Annotated in this window: 18 protein-coding genes; 15 read left to right on the top strand and 3 right to left on the bottom strand. The window is 70.4% G+C overall.

The annotated features are described in order from the left end of the window. The 7 genes from C1I98_RS20620 to rox form a co-directional block, all read left to right on the top strand. The coding region (locus tag C1I98_RS20620) for a saccharopine dehydrogenase NADP-binding domain-containing protein (RefSeq protein ID WP_368773534.1) at positions 1-510 on the top strand (510 nt) is incomplete at its 5' end. Continuing rightward, complete coding sequence (locus tag C1I98_RS20615; RefSeq protein WP_111169070.1) at positions 510-1,187, top strand: HAD family hydrolase; 678 nt, start codon at positions 510-512, stop codon at positions 1,185-1,187. The genes C1I98_RS20620 and C1I98_RS20615, both read left to right, overlap by 1 nt. Beyond that, positions 1,184-1,855 carry a uracil phosphoribosyltransferase gene (gene upp / locus C1I98_RS20610; RefSeq protein WP_199537079.1) on the top strand — a complete coding sequence of 224 codons (672 nt, stop codon included), beginning with the start codon at positions 1,184-1,186 and terminating at the stop codon, positions 1,853-1,855. Before C1I98_RS20615 ends, upp begins: the two co-directional genes overlap by 4 nt. Before the next feature lie 149 nt (positions 1,856-2,004). Further along, the gene (locus C1I98_RS20605; protein WP_111169068.1) at positions 2,005-2,916 is read left to right on the top strand and encodes an EamA family transporter; all 912 of its coding nucleotides are present in this window, start codon (positions 2,005-2,007) and stop codon (positions 2,914-2,916) included. Between the two features lie 30 nt (positions 2,917-2,946). Beyond that, on the top strand, positions 2,947-3,894 hold the full coding sequence (locus C1I98_RS20600) for a pseudouridine-5'-phosphate glycosidase (protein ID WP_111169067.1): 948 nt from the start codon (positions 2,947-2,949) through the stop codon (positions 3,892-3,894). Continuing rightward, positions 3,891-4,451, top strand: coding sequence for an NAD(P)H-dependent oxidoreductase (locus C1I98_RS20595; protein WP_111169066.1), 561 nt, complete (start codon positions 3,891-3,893; stop codon positions 4,449-4,451). The genes C1I98_RS20600 and C1I98_RS20595 overlap by 4 nt, the downstream gene beginning before the upstream one ends. 168 nt (positions 4,452-4,619) lie before the next feature. Next, entirely contained in the window at positions 4,620-6,044 is a 1,425-nt protein-coding gene (rox, locus tag C1I98_RS20590) for a rifampin monooxygenase (RefSeq protein WP_111169065.1), read from the top strand. A gap of 94 nt (positions 6,045-6,138) precedes the next feature. On the opposite strand, the gene C1I98_RS20585 is transcribed toward rox, so the two are convergent. Continuing rightward, on the bottom strand, positions 6,139-6,636 hold the full coding sequence (locus C1I98_RS20585) for a MarR family winged helix-turn-helix transcriptional regulator (protein WP_111169064.1): 498 nt from the start codon (positions 6,634-6,636) through the stop codon (positions 6,139-6,141). Between the two features lie 92 nt (positions 6,637-6,728). Between C1I98_RS20585 and C1I98_RS20580 the strand changes: the two genes are divergently transcribed. Both C1I98_RS20580 and C1I98_RS20575 read left to right on the top strand, forming a co-directional pair. Further along, complete coding sequence (locus C1I98_RS20580) at positions 6,729-7,376, top strand: FMN-dependent NADH-azoreductase (protein ID WP_111169063.1); 648 nt, start codon at positions 6,729-6,731, stop codon at positions 7,374-7,376. Between the two features lies 1 nt (position 7,377). Next, positions 7,378-8,058 carry a hemerythrin domain-containing protein gene (locus C1I98_RS20575; protein WP_111169062.1) on the top strand — a complete coding sequence of 227 codons (681 nt, stop codon included), beginning with the start codon at positions 7,378-7,380 and terminating at the stop codon, positions 8,056-8,058. Positions 8,059-8,166: 108 nt separating this feature from the next. Here the strand turns inward: C1I98_RS20575 and C1I98_RS20570 are convergent, their stop codons facing one another. After that, a complete protein-coding gene (locus tag C1I98_RS20570; RefSeq protein ID WP_111169061.1) occupies positions 8,167-9,111 on the bottom strand; it encodes an aldo/keto reductase in 945 nt (314 codons plus the stop codon). Between the two features lie 82 nt (positions 9,112-9,193). Between C1I98_RS20570 and C1I98_RS20565 the strand changes: the two genes are divergently transcribed. Beyond that, a complete protein-coding gene (locus C1I98_RS20565; RefSeq protein ID WP_233508028.1) occupies positions 9,194-9,778 on the top strand; it encodes a TetR/AcrR family transcriptional regulator in 585 nt (194 codons plus the stop codon). Positions 9,779-9,929: 151 nt separating this feature from the next. On the opposite strand, the gene C1I98_RS20560 is transcribed toward C1I98_RS20565, so the two are convergent. Beyond that, entirely contained in the window at positions 9,930-10,538 is a 609-nt protein-coding gene (locus tag C1I98_RS20560; RefSeq protein WP_146607544.1) for a hypothetical protein, read from the bottom strand. 177 nt (positions 10,539-10,715) lie between these two features. On the opposite strand from C1I98_RS20560, the gene C1I98_RS20555 reads away from it, so the two are divergent. From C1I98_RS20555 to C1I98_RS20535, 5 genes are all read left to right on the top strand, one after another. Beyond that, positions 10,716-11,627 carry a hypothetical protein gene (locus C1I98_RS20555; RefSeq protein ID WP_199537078.1) on the top strand — a complete coding sequence of 304 codons (912 nt, stop codon included), beginning with the start codon at positions 10,716-10,718 and terminating at the stop codon, positions 11,625-11,627. A 99-nt stretch (positions 11,628-11,726) separates the two neighbouring features. After that, complete coding sequence (locus C1I98_RS20550; protein WP_111169058.1) at positions 11,727-12,575, top strand: polysaccharide deacetylase family protein; 849 nt, start codon at positions 11,727-11,729, stop codon at positions 12,573-12,575. A 100-nt stretch (positions 12,576-12,675) separates the two neighbouring features. Continuing rightward, complete coding sequence (locus tag C1I98_RS20545; RefSeq protein ID WP_146607543.1) at positions 12,676-13,590, top strand: cytochrome P450 family protein; 915 nt, start codon at positions 12,676-12,678, stop codon at positions 13,588-13,590. A 102-nt stretch (positions 13,591-13,692) separates the two neighbouring features. Continuing rightward, positions 13,693-14,238, top strand: coding sequence for a papain-like cysteine protease family protein (locus C1I98_RS20540; RefSeq protein ID WP_158558118.1), 546 nt, complete (start codon positions 13,693-13,695; stop codon positions 14,236-14,238). Continuing rightward, positions 14,235-14,723 (top strand): hypothetical protein, encoded by a 489-nt coding sequence (locus tag C1I98_RS20535; RefSeq protein WP_111169055.1) that lies wholly within the window; start codon positions 14,235-14,237, stop codon positions 14,721-14,723. The genes C1I98_RS20540 and C1I98_RS20535 overlap by 4 nt, the downstream gene beginning before the upstream one ends. Positions 14,724-15,514 lie beyond the last annotated feature (791 nt).

Genomic DNA, 15,514 nt, shown 5'->3' with positions numbered 1-15,514 from the left:
GTCGTCCTGGTGGGCGCGGGCGGCGGGGGGGCCGCGGTGGCGTACGCCCTGCTCAACCTGGGTGTCGAGCGGCTGACCGTGGTCGATGTGGAGCCCCGGCGGGCCGAGTCGCTGGCGCGCAAGATGGACGGCCGGTTCGGCGGATCGCGTGTCCACGCGGGCCTCACCTCCGACCTGGCGGCGCTGATCTCGCGGGCCGACGGGGTGGTCAACGCCACGCCCATCGGCATGGCCGCCCACCCCGGCGTGCCGTTCTCGCCGCGGCTGCTGCGGTCCGGCCAGTGGGTGACCGACCTCATCTACGCCCCCGCCGAGACGCGGCTGCTGCACGAGGCCGGGAAGCTGGGCTGCCGCACGATCAACGGCGGCGGCATGCTCGTCCACCAGGCCGCGGAGGCGTTCCGTCACTTCACCGGCATCCGGGCGGACGCCGAACGCATGCTCGCCCATTTCCTGTCCCGTACGGCACGGCCCCGTGCGCTGTCCCTGTCCGCGGATGGACGCCGCTGATGACAAAAGTCGTGATCTTCGACCTGGACGGAACGCTCATCGACACGCCGAACGCGATCGTGGCGGCGTTCAACGCGACGTTCACCGGAGCGGGCCTGCCGGAGCGGGAGGCCGCCGCCATCCGCAAGACGATCGGCCTGCCCCTCGAACGCGCCTTCGGCGACCTGACCGGAGTGCCGCTCACCGATCCGGCCATCGCCGGCTTCGTGGCGGGCTACCAGGCGCACTTCCGGGGCACGATCCTGCCGAAGGCGGCGGAGCTGGTGTTCCCCGGCGTGGCGGACGGCCTGACCCGGCTGGCCGGGCTCGGCATCACCCTGACCGTGGCGACCAGCAAGTTCCACCGCAGCGCCGTGGACATCCTCACCGCCGCGGGCCTGCGCGACCACTTCGAGATGGTCGTCGGGGCCGACCAGGTGACGCGGCCCAAGCCGGACGCGGAGTCCAGCGTGATCATCCTGGAGGCGCTGGGCGCTTCGCCGGAGGACGCGCTGGTGGTCGGCGACACCACGCACGACCTGCTGATGGCGCGGGCCGCGGGCATCAGGTCGGTGGCGGTGACGTACGGCGTACACGGGCGGGAGCTGCTGGCCACGGCCGGGCCCGAGCTGATCGCCGACACGTTCGGCGAGGTGGTCCGGTACGCGGGCGCCGAGGTACGGAGCCCGCTACCGTGAAAACTCCCGACAACGTGACCCTGCTCCCGCAGACCGGCCACCTGCGGGCCCTGCACACCGTCATCCGCGACCGGCACGCCACGCAGGCGGACTTCGTCCACTACTCCAACCGGATCATCCGCCTCCTCCTGGAGGCCGCGATGGACCTGATCCCCGTCGAGCCGCACGAGGTCACCACGCCGGTCGGCGTGACCTACGCCGGGCTGCGACCGGTCGCCGAGGTGTGCGCGGTGCCGGTGATCCGGGCCGGGGAGAGCATGGAACCCGAACTGCGCGCGATGTGCCCCGGCATCCGCATCGGCAAGATCCTCATCCAGCGCGACAAGACCACCAAGCTCCCCCACCTGTACTACACGCACCTGCCCCCCGACATCGCCGGTCGGCACGTACTGCTGCTGGAGCCGATGCTGGCCACCGGCGGATCGGCGGCGGCGGCCATCAAGGTCCTGCTGGACCACGGCGTCCGCGAAGAGCACGTCGTCTTCGTCAACCTGCTGGCCTCCCCGGAGGGCCTGGCGGCGCTCTCCCGGGCCCATCCGCGGGTGCGGGTCGTGACCTCCTCCATCGAGGAGCGGCTGAACGAGAGCGCCTACATGGTCCCCGGCATCGGCGACTTCGGGGACCGCTATTTCGGTACGGCGGTCATGCCGGTGCCCGCACCGGCCTGATCGGCCTCGGTTTTCCAGGACCACCGTTCCAGGATCACCGTTTTCCGGGACCACCGTTTCGGGACCACCGTTTCGGGATCGCCGTTTTCCGGGATCACCGGCCGCGCATAAAGGTACCGACACTCCCTCCATGGATTTCAGGTGACGCGATGCTCAAAGACCGGATCGCTTCGACCTCGGTCGTGACGGCCCTCGCCCCCGCCGTCTGGGGAAGCACCTATATCGTTACCACCGAGCTGTTACCGCCGGATCGCCCATTACTGGCCTCCACCATGCGCGCGTTACCCGCCGGGCTGCTGCTACTGGCCATCGGCCGGGCCGCGCCGCACGGCATCTGGTGGTTACGGACCATCGTCCTCGGGGTGCTGAACATCGGCGCCTTCTTCTATTTCCTGTTCGTCGCGGCCTACCACTTGCCCGGCGGGGTGGCCGCCCTGGTCGGTTCGGTACAGCCGCTGCTGGTGCTGATCCTGGGCGCGCTCCTGCTGAAGGACCGCATCCGTGCGCATCACCTGATCGCCTGCGCGGTCGGCTCGGCCGGCGTCGGCCTGCTGGTGCTCCAGCCGGAGGCGGCGCTGGACACGATGGGCGTGCTGGCCGGTCTGGTCGGCGCGTGCAGCATGGCCGCAGGGATCGTCCTCACCAAACGGTGGGGTCGGCCGCCCGGGATGGGTGTGCTCACGTTCACCGGCTGGCAACTGTCGGTCGGCGGCGTCGTCCTGGTGCCGGTCACCCTGCTGGCCGAGGACCTGCCCACCACGTTCACCCGCGAGAACGCCATCGGATTCGCCTATCTGGGCGTCGTCGGCGCGCTGTTCGCCTACTCGATCTGGTTTCGCGGAATCGAACGGCTGCCCGCGCTGGTGATGCCGTTCCTGGGTTTCGTGAGCCCGCTGGCGGCCACCGCTCTGGGCTATTTCATTCTGGGCCAGGCACTCGGTCCGGTGCAGATCATCGGGGCGCTGGCCATCATTTTCGCGGTCGTGCTGGTGCAGCCCAGAAAGAAGCGGACGAGCGACCCGGTCTCGGCGGGCGGGCCCGTTTCCCAGCGCGCCGGATGAAACAGAACCACGAACCAAAGGAGGTGACGCGTGACAACCCACACCCCCCTTCCGATCGAACTCGGTGAAGAGGTGGCGGCGGCACTGGCCGCCGGGGACCCGATCGTCGCGCTGGAGTCCAACGTCATCACCCACGGGCTGCCCTACCCGGACAACGCCCTGACGGCCCGGAAGGTCGAGGACGCCGTACGCGCCGGTGGCGCGGTCCCCGCCACCATCGGCATCGACGCGGGCCGGATCATCGTGGGCATGGACGAGCGGGACATCGACCGCTTCGCGGCCACCCCCGGCATCCCGAAGGTCAGCAGCAGGGACCTGCCGGTGATCCTCGCCCGGGGCGGCACGGGCGCCACGACGGTCGCCTCCTCGCTGGTCGCGGCCGAGCTCGCCGGGATAACGTTCTTCTCCTCGGCGGGCATCGGCGGCGTGCATCGCGGCGCGGAGACCACGATGGACATCTCCTCCGACCTCGTCCAGTTCACCCGGTCCAAGGTGGCCGTGGTGTGCGCGGGCGCCAAGAACATCCTGGACCTCAAGCTCACCCTGGAGTTCCTGGAGACGCACTGCGTGCCGCTGATCACGTACCGGGCGGACGACTTCCCGGCGTTCTACTGCATGTCGAGCGGGCTGCGCGCGCCGCACCGGATCGACGACGAGGACGTCATCGCGCGGACCGTGGACTTCCACTGGTCACTGGGCGGCGCGGGCGGCGTGGTCATCGCGACGCCGCCGCGCGAGGAGGACGCGATCGACCGGGACGAGGCGGAGGCCGCCATCGAGCAGGCGCTGGTGACCGCGCGGCGGGACGGGGTGACCGGCAACGCGATCACCAAGTACCTGATGCGCGCGGTGGACGAGCTGACCGGCGGGCGTACGGCGGAGGCCAATATGGCGGTGCTGATCAGCACCGCCGAGGCCGGCGGCCGGCTCGCCGCGGCCTACGCCCGCCACGTCCGTGACCTGGTACCGGTGCCATGAGCGCCCCCGTGCGGCTGGCGGTCATCTACTACTCCGCGACCGGGCACTGCGCCGAGATCGCCGGGGAGATCGCCGAGACGGCGGAGAAGGCGGGCGCCGAGGTACGGCTGCTCGGCGTGGTCGAGGGCCCGGCGGAGCGGGCCGCCACGCCGGAGGACGTCGAGTGGGCGGACGCGGTGGTGTTCGGCACCCCGACCCGGTTCGGCAACGTCTCGGCGCAGCTCAAGCAGTTCATCGACGGGCTCGGCGGCCTGTGGGGGCGCGGGGCGCTGGCGGACAAGGTCTACAGCGGCTTCGTCACCACCTCGACCCACCACGGCGGCCACGAGTCCACACTGCTGGCGCTCTACACGTCGATCCACCACTTCGGCGGCGTGATTGTCGCCCCCGGCTACACGGACCCGGTGAAGTTCGCCGATGGCAACCCGTACGGCACGTCGCACGCCACCGTCAAGGGCACCGTCCCCATCGGCGACCAGACCCGCGACGCCGCCCGCCACCAGGCCCGCCGCGTGGTACGCCTCGCCACCGCGCTGAAAAAGGGCTGGACGGGATGATGTCCGGGCTTGTAGCTTGCCGTTGGCCGTGACGCCGCCCAAGGAGGTGAGACCCATGAACGCTGTAGCGATGTGGGTGCTCCCCCTTGCCGTCACGGCCGGGCGATCGACGTAGGTGTCGCCGGGAGCGCCTTGCCGACAAAGGCACTTCCGAAAGGCAACACCTCCATGTTCGATGTGATGATCGCCGGATGCGGGCCGACCGGTGCGATGCTCGCCGCCGAACTACGGCTGCACGATGTGCGCGTGCTCGTTCTGGAAAAGGAAACCGAGCCCGCGTCGTTCGTCCGCATCGTCGGCCTGCATATCCGCAGCCTTGAGCTGATGGCGATGCGCGGGCTGCTGGATCGCGTTCTCCCGCACGGCAGACGGCGTCCGGCCGCCGGTTTCTTCGCCGCCATCCCCAAAGCCGCGCCCAAGGGCCTGGATTCGGCCTACTCGTATCTGCTGGGCCTCCCGCAGCCGGTCATCGAGCGCCTGCTCGAAGAGCACGCGACCGAACTGGGCGCGCAGGTCCGGCGCGGTCGCGCGGTGACCGGTTTCGAGCAGGACGACGAAGGGGTGACCGTCGAGCTTGCCGATGGGGAAAAGCTGCGTTCGCGCTACCTCGTCGGCTGTGACGGCGGGCGCAGTACGGTGCGCAAACTGCTAGGCGTCGGCTTCCCCGGCGAGCCCTCACGGACCGAAACGCTGATGGGCGAGATGGAAGTGGGCGTGCCGCAGGAGGAGATCGCCGCCAAGGTGGCCGAAATCCAGCAGGGCCATCAGCGATTCTGGCTCCGGCCTTTCGGCGGAGGGATTTACAGCGTGCTGGTCCCCGCCGCGGGGGTCGGCGACCGTGCCGAACCGCCCACCCTCGCGGATTTCCAGCGACAGTTGCGTGCCATCGCCGGAACCGATTTCGGCGTGCACTCCCCGCGCTGGCTGTCCCGTTTCGGAGACGCCACCCGGCTGGCCGAACGCTATCGGGCCGGGCGGGTGCTGCTGGCCGGCGACGCGGCGCACATCCATCCGCCCCTCGGCGGGCAGGGCCTCAACCTGGGCGTCCAGGACGCGTTCAACCTGGGCTGGAAACTGGCCGCACAGATCCGCGGCTGGGCCCCGGAAACACTGCTGGACACCTACCAGGCCGAACGCCATCCGGTCGCCGCTGACGTACTGGACAACACCCGCGCCCAGATGGAGCTCCAGTCCACCGACCCGGGCCCGCAGGCTGTACGCAGGCTGCTCACCGAACTGATGGACATCGAGGAGGTGAACCGCCACCTGATGGAGAAGATCACCGCGATCGGCATCCGCTACGACTTCGGCGAGGGCCCCGACCTGCTCGGCCGCCGGATGCCCGACATCGACCTGAAACAGGGTCACCTGTACGGCCTGCTGCATCACGGCCGCGGCCTGCTCCTCGACCGCACCGAGCGCCTGACCACCGGCGGCTGGTCAGACCGGGTCGATCACCTCTCGGACTCCACCGCGGCGCTCGATGTCCCGTGCGTCCTGCTACGCCCCGACGGCCACATCGCCTGGATCGGCGCCGACCAGCACGACCTGAACACCCACCTCTCCCGCTGGTTCGGCGCCCCCACCACCTGACCCCACACACCCCGCCCGGTACGGTCGCGACGAAGAGCGCCACCGCACCGGGCTCGCTCTCGTTGTTGGAACGTTCCAGTCGGCCGCGACCCGCCTACCGGGGGGTCGGCGAGGACCTTTCGAGGTCTTCGGCGATGGTGCAGAGGTCGAGGTGGTGGTCGGCGGAGTTGAGGTGGCGGGCGAGGATGCACAGCAGGGCCTGGAAGGTGCCCGCGTCGTCGCCGAGGACCGCGAGCAGGTGGGCCTCCATGGCGCGCAGCGCGGTGTGGCGGTCTTCGCGCAGGGCGCGGCCCTTGGCGGTGGCGACGATGCGGCGCTGGCGGCGGTCGGCCGGGTCGGGATGGCGCTCGACCAGCCCGGCCTTCTCCAGGTCGTCGATGAGGTAGGTCAGCACGGTGCGGTCGATGCCCAGCCGCTGCGCGAGCGTGCCCTGGTTGGCGGGGGTGTCACTGGTGGCCTCGGTGAGGAGCTGGTAACCGCGGGGACCGCCGGGGATGCCGCTCAGCACTTGGCCCGCCGCCTTGGCGTAGCCACGGAAGGACGCGCCGAGCATCCAGCCGAGATCGCCTTCGACCAGAGTTTCGTCCGCCATGCGCTTCATCTTACCATTTTCTGTTTCGCCGATCATCTGCTATACAACATATCTGTACGACCACACACTTCGGCGATGATGGAGGAACCGGTATGCGCCTGTTCAGGATCGACGCGAGCATCCGCGTGGAGGGGTCGGTCACCCGGGAGGTGGCCGACACGGTGCTGAGCGTCTGGCGCGAGGCACATTCGGAAGGCACTCTGAGCCGCAGGGACCTGCGGACCGACCCGGTCCCGGCCTCGGCCTGGCAGAGCCTGGCCGGCTCCCCGGCCGCGCCGACGCACGAGGCCGACCAGGCCCGCGCGCTGGCCGCGAAGCTGGCGGACGAGCTGATCGAGGCCGACGCCTACCTGTTCGCGGTCCCGCTCTACAACTTCGGGCCCTCCCAGCACTTCAAGACCTGGATGGATCTGGTGCTCACCGACCTGCGCCTCGCCCCCGGCGTGCCCGGCCCGCTCACCGGCCGCCCCGCCGTACTGGTCACCGCGCGCGGCGGCGGCTACGGGCCGGGCACGCCCAGGTGGGGCTGGGACCACTCCACCCCCTGGCTGGTCCGCATGCTCCGGGACGTCTTCGGGCTGAACCTCCAGGTCAGCGAGGCCGAACTCACCCTGGCCGAGGTCAACCCCGCACTGGCCCCCTTCCGCGGCCTGGCCGCCGAGTCGCTGGAGGCGGCCCATCGCTCCGCCCGCCGGCACGGCGACTTCCTGGCGGCGCAGGTGGCGGCCGGAGTCGCCTGAGATGACCGATCGCGGGCATGACGGGCGCGCTCCGGCCGCGGGCGGGTCACCCACGGTCCGGATGCCGGGGAAGGTGGCGCGCACGCCGTTCGCGGTCTCGCCGACACCCGACGACGGCGTACGGCTGAGCGACCGGCGCGTCTGGGACGAGGCCGCCCGCCCCACCGGGCCCGCGCCGGAGCAGGGCCGCCTCTACACCCGGCACGAGCAGGCGAGCGGCCGGCACCTCATCGACGTCCACGACCACCTGCGCCACGAGCTGGCCCAGGTGCGCGCGCTCATGGAGCAGGTCATCGCCGGGGCCACGGACCCGGCGACCGCGCGCTCGGAGATCAACGTGCTGTCCATGCGGCAGGACGCCTGGCGGCTCAGCGCCTACTGCGCCTCCTACTGCCGTGTCGTGGCCGCCCACCACACCCTGGAGGACCAGGCGCTGTTCCCGTACCTACGGCGCGCCGACCCGCGGCTCGCGCCCGTGGTCGATCGGCTTGAGCAGGAGCACCAGGCGATCCACGGAGTCCTTGAGGAGATCGACCGGGCGCTGGTGGCCCACATGACCGCCACCGACGGTAAGGACCACCTGCGATCGGCGGTCGATCTGCTCACCGACACCCTGCTGTCCCACCTGTCCTACGAGGAGCGCGAACTGGTCGAGCCGCTGGCCAGGCTCGGCTTCATCTGAGCGGTTGACCTATTGACCTTGGGTCGGTATCGATGACCCAAGGTCAATTATGGGTGGGCGCGGCGAAGGTGCCCGAGGGCGCGCTGGTCATCCTGCTGCTGACCCCGGTCAGCGCAGCGGCACGTCGGCCGAGTGGGAGGGGACGGCGTTGAGCGCGGCGAGCGTCGCGGCGTCGAACGTGATCGAGCCCGCGGCGACGTTCTCCGCGAGGTGGCCCGCGTCGGCCGTACCGGGGATGAGCAGCACGTTGGGGGCGCGCCTGAGCAGCCAGGCCAGGCCGACCTGTGCCGGAGTGCGGTCCAGGGAACGCGCCGCCTCGCGGACCGCCGGTTCGTCGGTCACGCTGGGGAGCAACGCGAACGAGCCGCCGAGCGGGAAGAACGGAACCCAGGCGATGCCCTCGGCGGCGCACGCCACGAGCATGTCGTCATCGCCACGGGCCAGCAGGTTGTAGGCGTTCTGCACGCACGCGACGCCCGCGGGGAGCGCCCGGCGCAGCATGCTGAAGGTCACGTTGCTCAGCCCGATCGCGCCGATCTTGCCCTCGTCGCGCATCGCGGTCAGCACGGCGAGCTGATCGTCGAGGCCGACCACCTGGTCGCCCTCGGCGATCAGCCCCGGGCCCATGTCGAGCCGCCGGAGGTTCACGACCGGCAGCCGGTCGAGGCCGAGGCTCCTGAGATTGTCCTCCACGCTCGCCCGCAGTTCCTCGGGCCGCTGCGCGGGGCGGATCGGGAAAGGGCCGCCCGGGTTCGGGTCGCCGCCGACCTTGGTCACGACGAGGACCCCGTCCCCGGGCCGGATCGCCTCCCTGATGACCTCGTTGGCGAAGCCGTTCCCGTAGAACTGCGCGGTGTCGATGTGATCGGCGCCCAGCTCGACGGCGCGGCGGACGAGCGCGAGGGCGGCGCGGCGGTCGGCGTGCAGCCGCTCCAGTTGCATCGCCCCGAACCCGATACGCGAGACGGTGTGCCCGGCGAGCGTGCCCGCGCCCCCGGCGCGCGGTAAGCCGATGGCCGTGAGGTCGGTGGACGAGGTGCCGGTACCCAGCATGGGGGCTACCCTTCTCGTAAGAGAGAGAAAACGGAGGGACCTCCGTAACGCCGACCGTAGCACTACCGGAGGTGCCTCCGTTTTGGCTTCCGAAGAACCGGCGCCTCCTGGCGCCGCCCGCCCCGCCCGTGCCGACGCGCGCCGCAACCGCGACAAGCTCATCGCCGTCGCGCGCCGGGCCTTCGCCACGGCCGACGGCGCCGTCCCGCTGGAGGGGATCGCCCGCGAGGCCGGCGTCGGGATCGGCACCCTCTACCGCCACTTCCCCACCCGCGAGGCACTGGTCGAAGCGGTCTACGCCGCCGAACTCGACGACGTCACCACCGCCGTGCCCGTCCTGCTCGCGCGGTTCCCGCCCGAGATCGCGATGCGCGAGTGGATCCAGCGCTACGCGGGCTTCGTCGCGGCGAAGCGCGGAATGATCGACACACTGCGGGCCGGCTGGGCCTCGGGGCGGATCGCCACACCGGCCACCCGGGAACGCATCACCGCCGCCATCGCGGCGATCCTCGCCGAGGGGGCCCGGACGGGTTCACTGCGCGCGGATGTCGACCCCGACGACGTCACCTCGCTGCTGTTCGGGGTGTTCCTGTCCGCAGAGCCCGGCGACACGCCGGAGCGGGCCGTACGGCTGCTCGGCCTGGTGATCGACTCGCTGCGCCCGTAGCGGGGTTCTGGTGCGGGGCGGGGGGTCGGCCAACCTGTTGCGGCGACCGCCGCCTGGCAGCGGCCGGAGCCCTGGCTGGGGTCCGTACGCGATCTCGCCCGGCGCCGGCTGACGTCCTGATCCCGACGGCGATCCCGACGGCGCCGGACGGTCAGGCGTCGAGGATGCCCTCGATCATGGTCAGCAGGGCGTCCAGGTCGTCCGGGGGAATCCGGCTCCGCGAGGTGTCGAGGCGGCCGGTGTCGAGGGTGATGACCCGGTCGGGGTGGACCGTGTTCCCGGGGCCGAGCGGCACGGTCCAGATGACGCCGGTCTCCGGAACGGTGTTGAAGGCCCGCCCAGAGATCACGATGAAGGCGTTCCGGCCATCGTGGACGATGTCCCCCTGGTCGAACCGGGCCGGCCGGTCCAGCGCCGCCCGATGCGCGACCAGCACAGGTTCGGGGGCGGCGTAGAAGGGCTCCTGGCCCCAGATGCCCCACCGCACGAAGTCCAGGACGCGACGCACGTAGTCCTGGTCGGGCTCGTCGAGTTCCTCTTCGTCCAGGTCGCTCCGGGCGGCGTGCTCAAGCGCCTCCACGGCCAGCCCGTCGCCCCCGGGCGACGCGGGCACGATCCAGATGTACTCGGTATCGGGCGCGTTGTTGTACGGGCTGCCGGACACCACCAGGCAAAGCCGCTCTTTCTTGACCGCTAATCGCCACCGCCGGCCCAGCCCGCGCTCGCGGACCGCCTGATAGTGGTAACTTCCCTGCCGCATGCCCCCATCTTCGCGCATACCGGGGCACAACTCTGAGGGTTTAACCGGATGTTATACCGCAAGTGAGAGTAGGCGTCGGAACGTGACGCCCATACGATCCACCGTGATGCCGAAACGAGCGGAGGCCACCTGTGCCCTGCCTGCCGGTGGCACGCCCGCTCGGGGAATGAGGTTCCGGTGAGTCGAACTCGCGTCCTGTCGCTCATGACCGCACTCCTCGCACTGTCGCCACTGGCGGCGCCGGCCGTCGCGTCCGCGCCGTACTGCTACGAGGAACCGTCGCAGCCCACCGCCGACGTGAGCGACCTCAGGGCGAGGTTCACGTCCGCCAACTGGATGCAGACCCTCCAGGCCGTTTACCAGCGGCGCTGGCCCAGCGGCCAGGCGCTGGCCGTGGCCCAGGCCAGGGACCCGTACTGGAACCAGTTCGTGCGCAAGAACAGCTTCGAGGCGTTCGCCGAGTCGATGATGGTGGCCATCCACGAGGAGACCCACATGTGGGACCTCGACCCGTCGCGGACCCGGTGGAACGTCCACACCGCGGCCTGGATCAACGCCTCCCGGCAGGACACGGCGATCCCGCTGCACGACGGCTTCCCGCGCAAGGAGATCCTGCCGCTGATCAAGGACCGGTACAGCGACTCCATGGACGGCATCTACCTGCGCGACCGGACCCAGGGCGAGTACCACCTCCAGGGCGTGCTCGCGGAGTTGAACGCCGGGCTGACCGGGCTGCCCGCGGTGACGGTGCTCCAGGAGTACATCAGGGGTGTCGGGGCGAGCAACGCACGCGACATCGCCGCCACCAACCTGCGTTACCTGCTGCTGTACCTGCGGGTGGCGAGGGACCGGCACCCCACCTACTGGGCGACGATCAAGAACGAGCCGAAGCTGCGCGAACTGGTGCTGACCCAGTTCCTGCGCACGGCGTACTGGCTGGAGAAGTCGGCCCCCTACACCGGCAAGCTGGGCGGCCCCGACGCCGACAAGATCACCGCGACCAACTACGCCCCGGAGAACCTGGCCGTTCTCGAGGAGTTCACCGGCAGGAAGGTCCGTACCGACGCGCAGAAGCACTGTACGACCTGACGGCCCGCGGGCCCTCTGGCCGGAGATCGATTGGGCGTTTATAGTTAAGAAGCTTTCCTATTCAGAGCGCCTCGGTCCCCCCAGCGAAAGGCCCTCGCCATGCGACTGCGCGTACTCGCGTTATGCGCGACCACCGCCCTGTTCCTGATCCCGGCCGCGCCCGCGTACGCCGACGCCCCCACCGGCGAGATCGTCAAGGCCACCCGCACCGGCGGCCAGGTCGTCGCGCTCACCTTCGACGACGGCCCATCCGCCTGGACCCCGGGACTGCTGGACCTGCTGCGCCGGCTGCGCGTGCGCGCGACGTTCTGCCTGATCGGCGGCCAGGCCAAGGCCGACCCCGGCCTGGTGCGCGACATCGCCGCCGACGGGCACGCCCTGTGCAACCACAGCTACAAGCACGACTTCATGTCCACCTGGACACCTGAGCAGATCCAGGCCGACCTGACCGCCACCAACGACGAGATCCGCGCCGCCGCGGGCGATCCGGACCTGCCGATCCGGTACTTCCGCGCGCCGTACGGGGCCTGGGGCGCGACCCCGCAGACCGCCGCAAACCTGGGCATGACATCGCTGGGCTGGGCCGTGGACCCGACCGACTGGGACGGTTCGCCGAGCGACGTCATCATCCAGCGGCTCAACGCCCAGCTCCGCCCGACCGCCGTCATCCTGTCCCACGACGGCGGCGGCGACCGCGGCCCCACCCTGGCCGCCTACGAGCAGGTGATCCCGCAGTGGCGCAAGGCGGGCTGGTCCTTCGACCTGCCCGCGCTGACCGGCGGCCCCTACCCGCCCGCGTGCACCGCCCCGGCCTGGCGCCCGCACACCGTCTACGCCAAGGACCGGCGGGTCTCCCACGGCGGCCGGGTGTACCAGGCCCGCTGGTGGACCAAGCTGGACAACCCGGCCGCCGCCCGGTGGGTCTGGTACGACCTCGGCCCCTGCTGACGGTCACGGACCACTTCGGTGTTGACGGGCGTCGCCGCGTTTCGTACGTTCCACGCAGGGTGACGTGCCGTGCGCGTCCAGGGATCGTGGAGGGCTGGCGATGACCGGCGAACCTGATCGGGAAGTGACCTGGCCGGACATCGTGCCCGGCCCGGTGGGGACACCGTCTCCGGAGTTCGCCCGCAGGCGGGAGTCGGGGCCGCTCGCGCCCGCGACCATGCCCAGCGGCGACCGCGTCCCGGCCGCCGTCGGGTACGACGACGTGCGGGCGGTGCTGAGCGCGCCCGCGTCCAGCCGCGACCTGCGCGGGCCGGGGCTGCCCCGGATGGTCAGCGGCACCGCCATGGACGACGACCCGGTCTCCCTGATCAACCAGGACCCGCCGGTCCACACGCGCTACCGCCGCATCCTGTCCGGCCCGTTCAGCCCACGGCACACCGAACCGTGGCGACCGCGCGTGGCCACGGTCGCGCGGGCCCTGCTGGACGGCCTGGGCGATGACTTCGAGCTGGTCCAGGCGTACGCGATGAAGATCCCCGGTCGGGTCATCTGCGAACTGCTGGGCGTGCCTGCCGACCACCACACGCAGTTCATCCGGTTTGGTCCGAAGACGTACCGGGCCGGCGTCTCCCAGCCATATCGTGAGCCCTTCCCACCCGTCCTCCTGGTCGAAGGAAAGCCGGGTCAGGCCGCGCAGGTTTCCGAGTGTGGCGATTTCCGCGCCATCGGCGTAAAGGCTGACGAACGCCTCTCCCGCCGCCGGGTCGATAGAGAACAGCACGTCGGCCGAACCCCGGCGAAGCGCGACCGAATGCAGCCCGAACGGCCAGGTGACGGACCCGGCGTCCGGCCCTTCCGGCACGTCCTCGAACAGCCGGATCAGGTCGTCGAGCCGGGGAATCTCCATACGCTCTCTCCGAAAAATATGAGCAGGTATTCAGCATTCCGAGCGCCGGCAATCCTAACCTCACATTATGGGCCAAGTGAGATTACCCGCTTCTGTCAAGCCGGGTGACTATGAAAGTGAAGTACCACCGGCTCCAGAGGAAAGGCAGGGAGAATGCGAATCAAAGCGCAGGGCGAAGGCGCGCGCCCCGCTCGATTAAGGCGGGGCGCGGTGTCCGGGCTCGCCGCGGTGGCCGTCGGTGTCGCCGTCACCATGGCCCCCGGGGCCGCCTGGGCCGGCGAGCTGAACATCCAGCAGGAGGTCCAGCAGCAGAACCAGTGGTGCTGGGCCGCGAGCGGTCTGACGATCGCGAAGTTCCTCGGCAAGGGCAACATCGACCAGAACGGCTTCTGCAACATCTCCCGCGGGCGTCCGCAGAGCGGCTACTGCCCCAACCAGCCGGGCTACCTCCAGTGGGTGCAGCGGGGGTTCCAGGCGCTCGGCATCTCGCCGGGCGTGGTGGGCGGCGCGCTGTCGTACGCGTCGGTCAAGTCGCAGATCGACGCGGGCAAGCCCATCCAGACCGGAATCTACTGGACGGCGGGCGGTGGTCACTCCCAGGTGATCTACGGCTATGACGACGCCTCCCAGTCCATCTCGTTCGGCGACCCGTGGCCGTCCAGCCCGACGTACAGCGAGATGAGGTACAGCGAATACCGCAGCAACTACCAGTTCCGCTGGGCCGAGGCGCTCTCGCAGATCGGAGGTGTGCGGTGAAAAGGTCGTTCCTGGGCGGTTGCCTGCTCGCGGCCGGTATGACCATGCTGTCCGGCGGGGCCGCAATGGCGGCGTCGCCGCCCCCCGGCACGCCGTCGGCCGCCGACATCTCCGCGGCCCGTACCTCGGCGGCGCAGCCGGCGACGTACGACCGGCTCGCGCGGTTCTTCGTCCGCCTGGACCGGCACCAGGCCGGCAGGTTCACCAGCGGCGAGGTGAGCGATTCCGCGGCGGCGGCCAAGGCCCCGCAGCTCACCGGCTCGGTCCACCCGGTGTACTCGCTGAGCCCGGAGTTCGTGCGCGGCGACGCGGGCGCTCCGGTGGCGAAGTTCGTCCACCTGGCGACGGGCGCGCGGTCGGCCACCGGGCAGCAGGCGTCCCTGTGGCTGAAGAAGGGCGTCCGGGGCGACTGGCAGGTCGTCAACATCGTCTCCAGCCCTTACGACGCGACCTACCCGGCCCAGTCCGGGACCGGCGGCCAGTAAGGTGCCGGCCTCACCACCGGCATAGCCATCACCCGCAGACGCCGCACCCCCGAAGCACCCAAGTAGGCCCGGGGACTGGCGATGTAGTTACCCGTACATCCCGATAAGCCGGTAGATCCAAAAGCCTCCACCGCCCCAGCAGCCCTGATAGATCGGGCAGACCGGGACAACCCCGGAGCTGAATGAACCGGCACCCGGCAGATCCCCGAACGGATCGGGCAGACGCCGGGGGAACCCGGGTACCGGCGACTCGGTACCCGGCGAACCCCGACAAGCCCGGTTGATCAAAACGCCCTGGCAAATCGAGCAAGCCAGGACATAGCCGGAGATCCGGCTGGGATGACAAATCCTGCATAGCCGGATGGGCCGGACATACCCGGCAGGCCGGGGAGATGCCGGGGGAACCTGACACTGGCGACCCGGCAGACCTGGACGTTCCACTAAATCCAGTAGGCCCGGCTGACTCGGTAGATCCGCCGGCAAGCAGGGACAGACCCGGGATGGTGTCCCGCCAGTGGCGTAAATGGGACCGTTCACATCGGACATCCCGCAGGTCGGCCACTCAGGCCGCGGGAAAGTACCACCACTCCGCGGGACGCGATCCAGACCCGGGGGTCTGATGCCGGGTGATCGGTTGGATTCAGTCGGGCCGGCAGGCCCCGCAGGCCAGGACAAATCCCCATATCCGAGCATGACGGGTCCTCACATTCGGTCCGACACCTATCCCAGCGGGCCGCCCCGCCCACACCATGGGGCGGCCCGCTGGGATAGGTGTCGGACCGAATGTGAGG

It is taken from the genome of Spongiactinospora gelatinilytica (assembly GCF_003236385.1).
Taxonomy (GTDB): Bacteria; Actinomycetota; Actinomycetes; order Streptosporangiales; family Streptosporangiaceae; genus Spongiactinospora; species Spongiactinospora gelatinilytica.
This window is presented reverse-complemented; position numbering and strand designations above follow the sequence as displayed.

Coding starts and splice junctions, on each gene's coding strand:
- C1I98_RS20585 (WP_111169064.1), bottom strand. CDS start 6,636: ATGGCGGACGAAACTCTGGTCGAAGGCGATCTCGGCTGGATGCTCGGC.
- C1I98_RS20560 (WP_146607544.1), bottom strand. CDS start 10,538: ATGCGGCAGGGAAGTTACCACTATCAGGCGGTCCGCGAGCGCGGGCTG.
- C1I98_RS20575 (WP_111169062.1), top strand. CDS start 7,378: ATGACCGATCGCGGGCATGACGGGCGCGCTCCGGCCGCGGGCGGGTCA.
- rox (WP_111169065.1), top strand. CDS start 4,620: ATGTTCGATGTGATGATCGCCGGATGCGGGCCGACCGGTGCGATGCTC.
- C1I98_RS20545 (WP_146607543.1), top strand. CDS start 12,676: ATGACCGGCGAACCTGATCGGGAAGTGACCTGGCCGGACATCGTGCCC.
- C1I98_RS20550 (WP_111169058.1), top strand. CDS start 11,727: ATGCGACTGCGCGTACTCGCGTTATGCGCGACCACCGCCCTGTTCCTG.
- C1I98_RS20605 (WP_111169068.1), top strand. CDS start 2,005: ATGCTCAAAGACCGGATCGCTTCGACCTCGGTCGTGACGGCCCTCGCC.
- C1I98_RS20595 (WP_111169066.1), top strand. CDS start 3,891: ATGAGCGCCCCCGTGCGGCTGGCGGTCATCTACTACTCCGCGACCGGG.
- C1I98_RS20615 (WP_111169070.1), top strand. CDS start 510: ATGACAAAAGTCGTGATCTTCGACCTGGACGGAACGCTCATCGACACG.
- C1I98_RS20580 (WP_111169063.1), top strand. CDS start 6,729: ATGCGCCTGTTCAGGATCGACGCGAGCATCCGCGTGGAGGGGTCGGTC.
- C1I98_RS20570 (WP_111169061.1), bottom strand. CDS start 9,111: ATGCTGGGTACCGGCACCTCGTCCACCGACCTCACGGCCATCGGCTTA.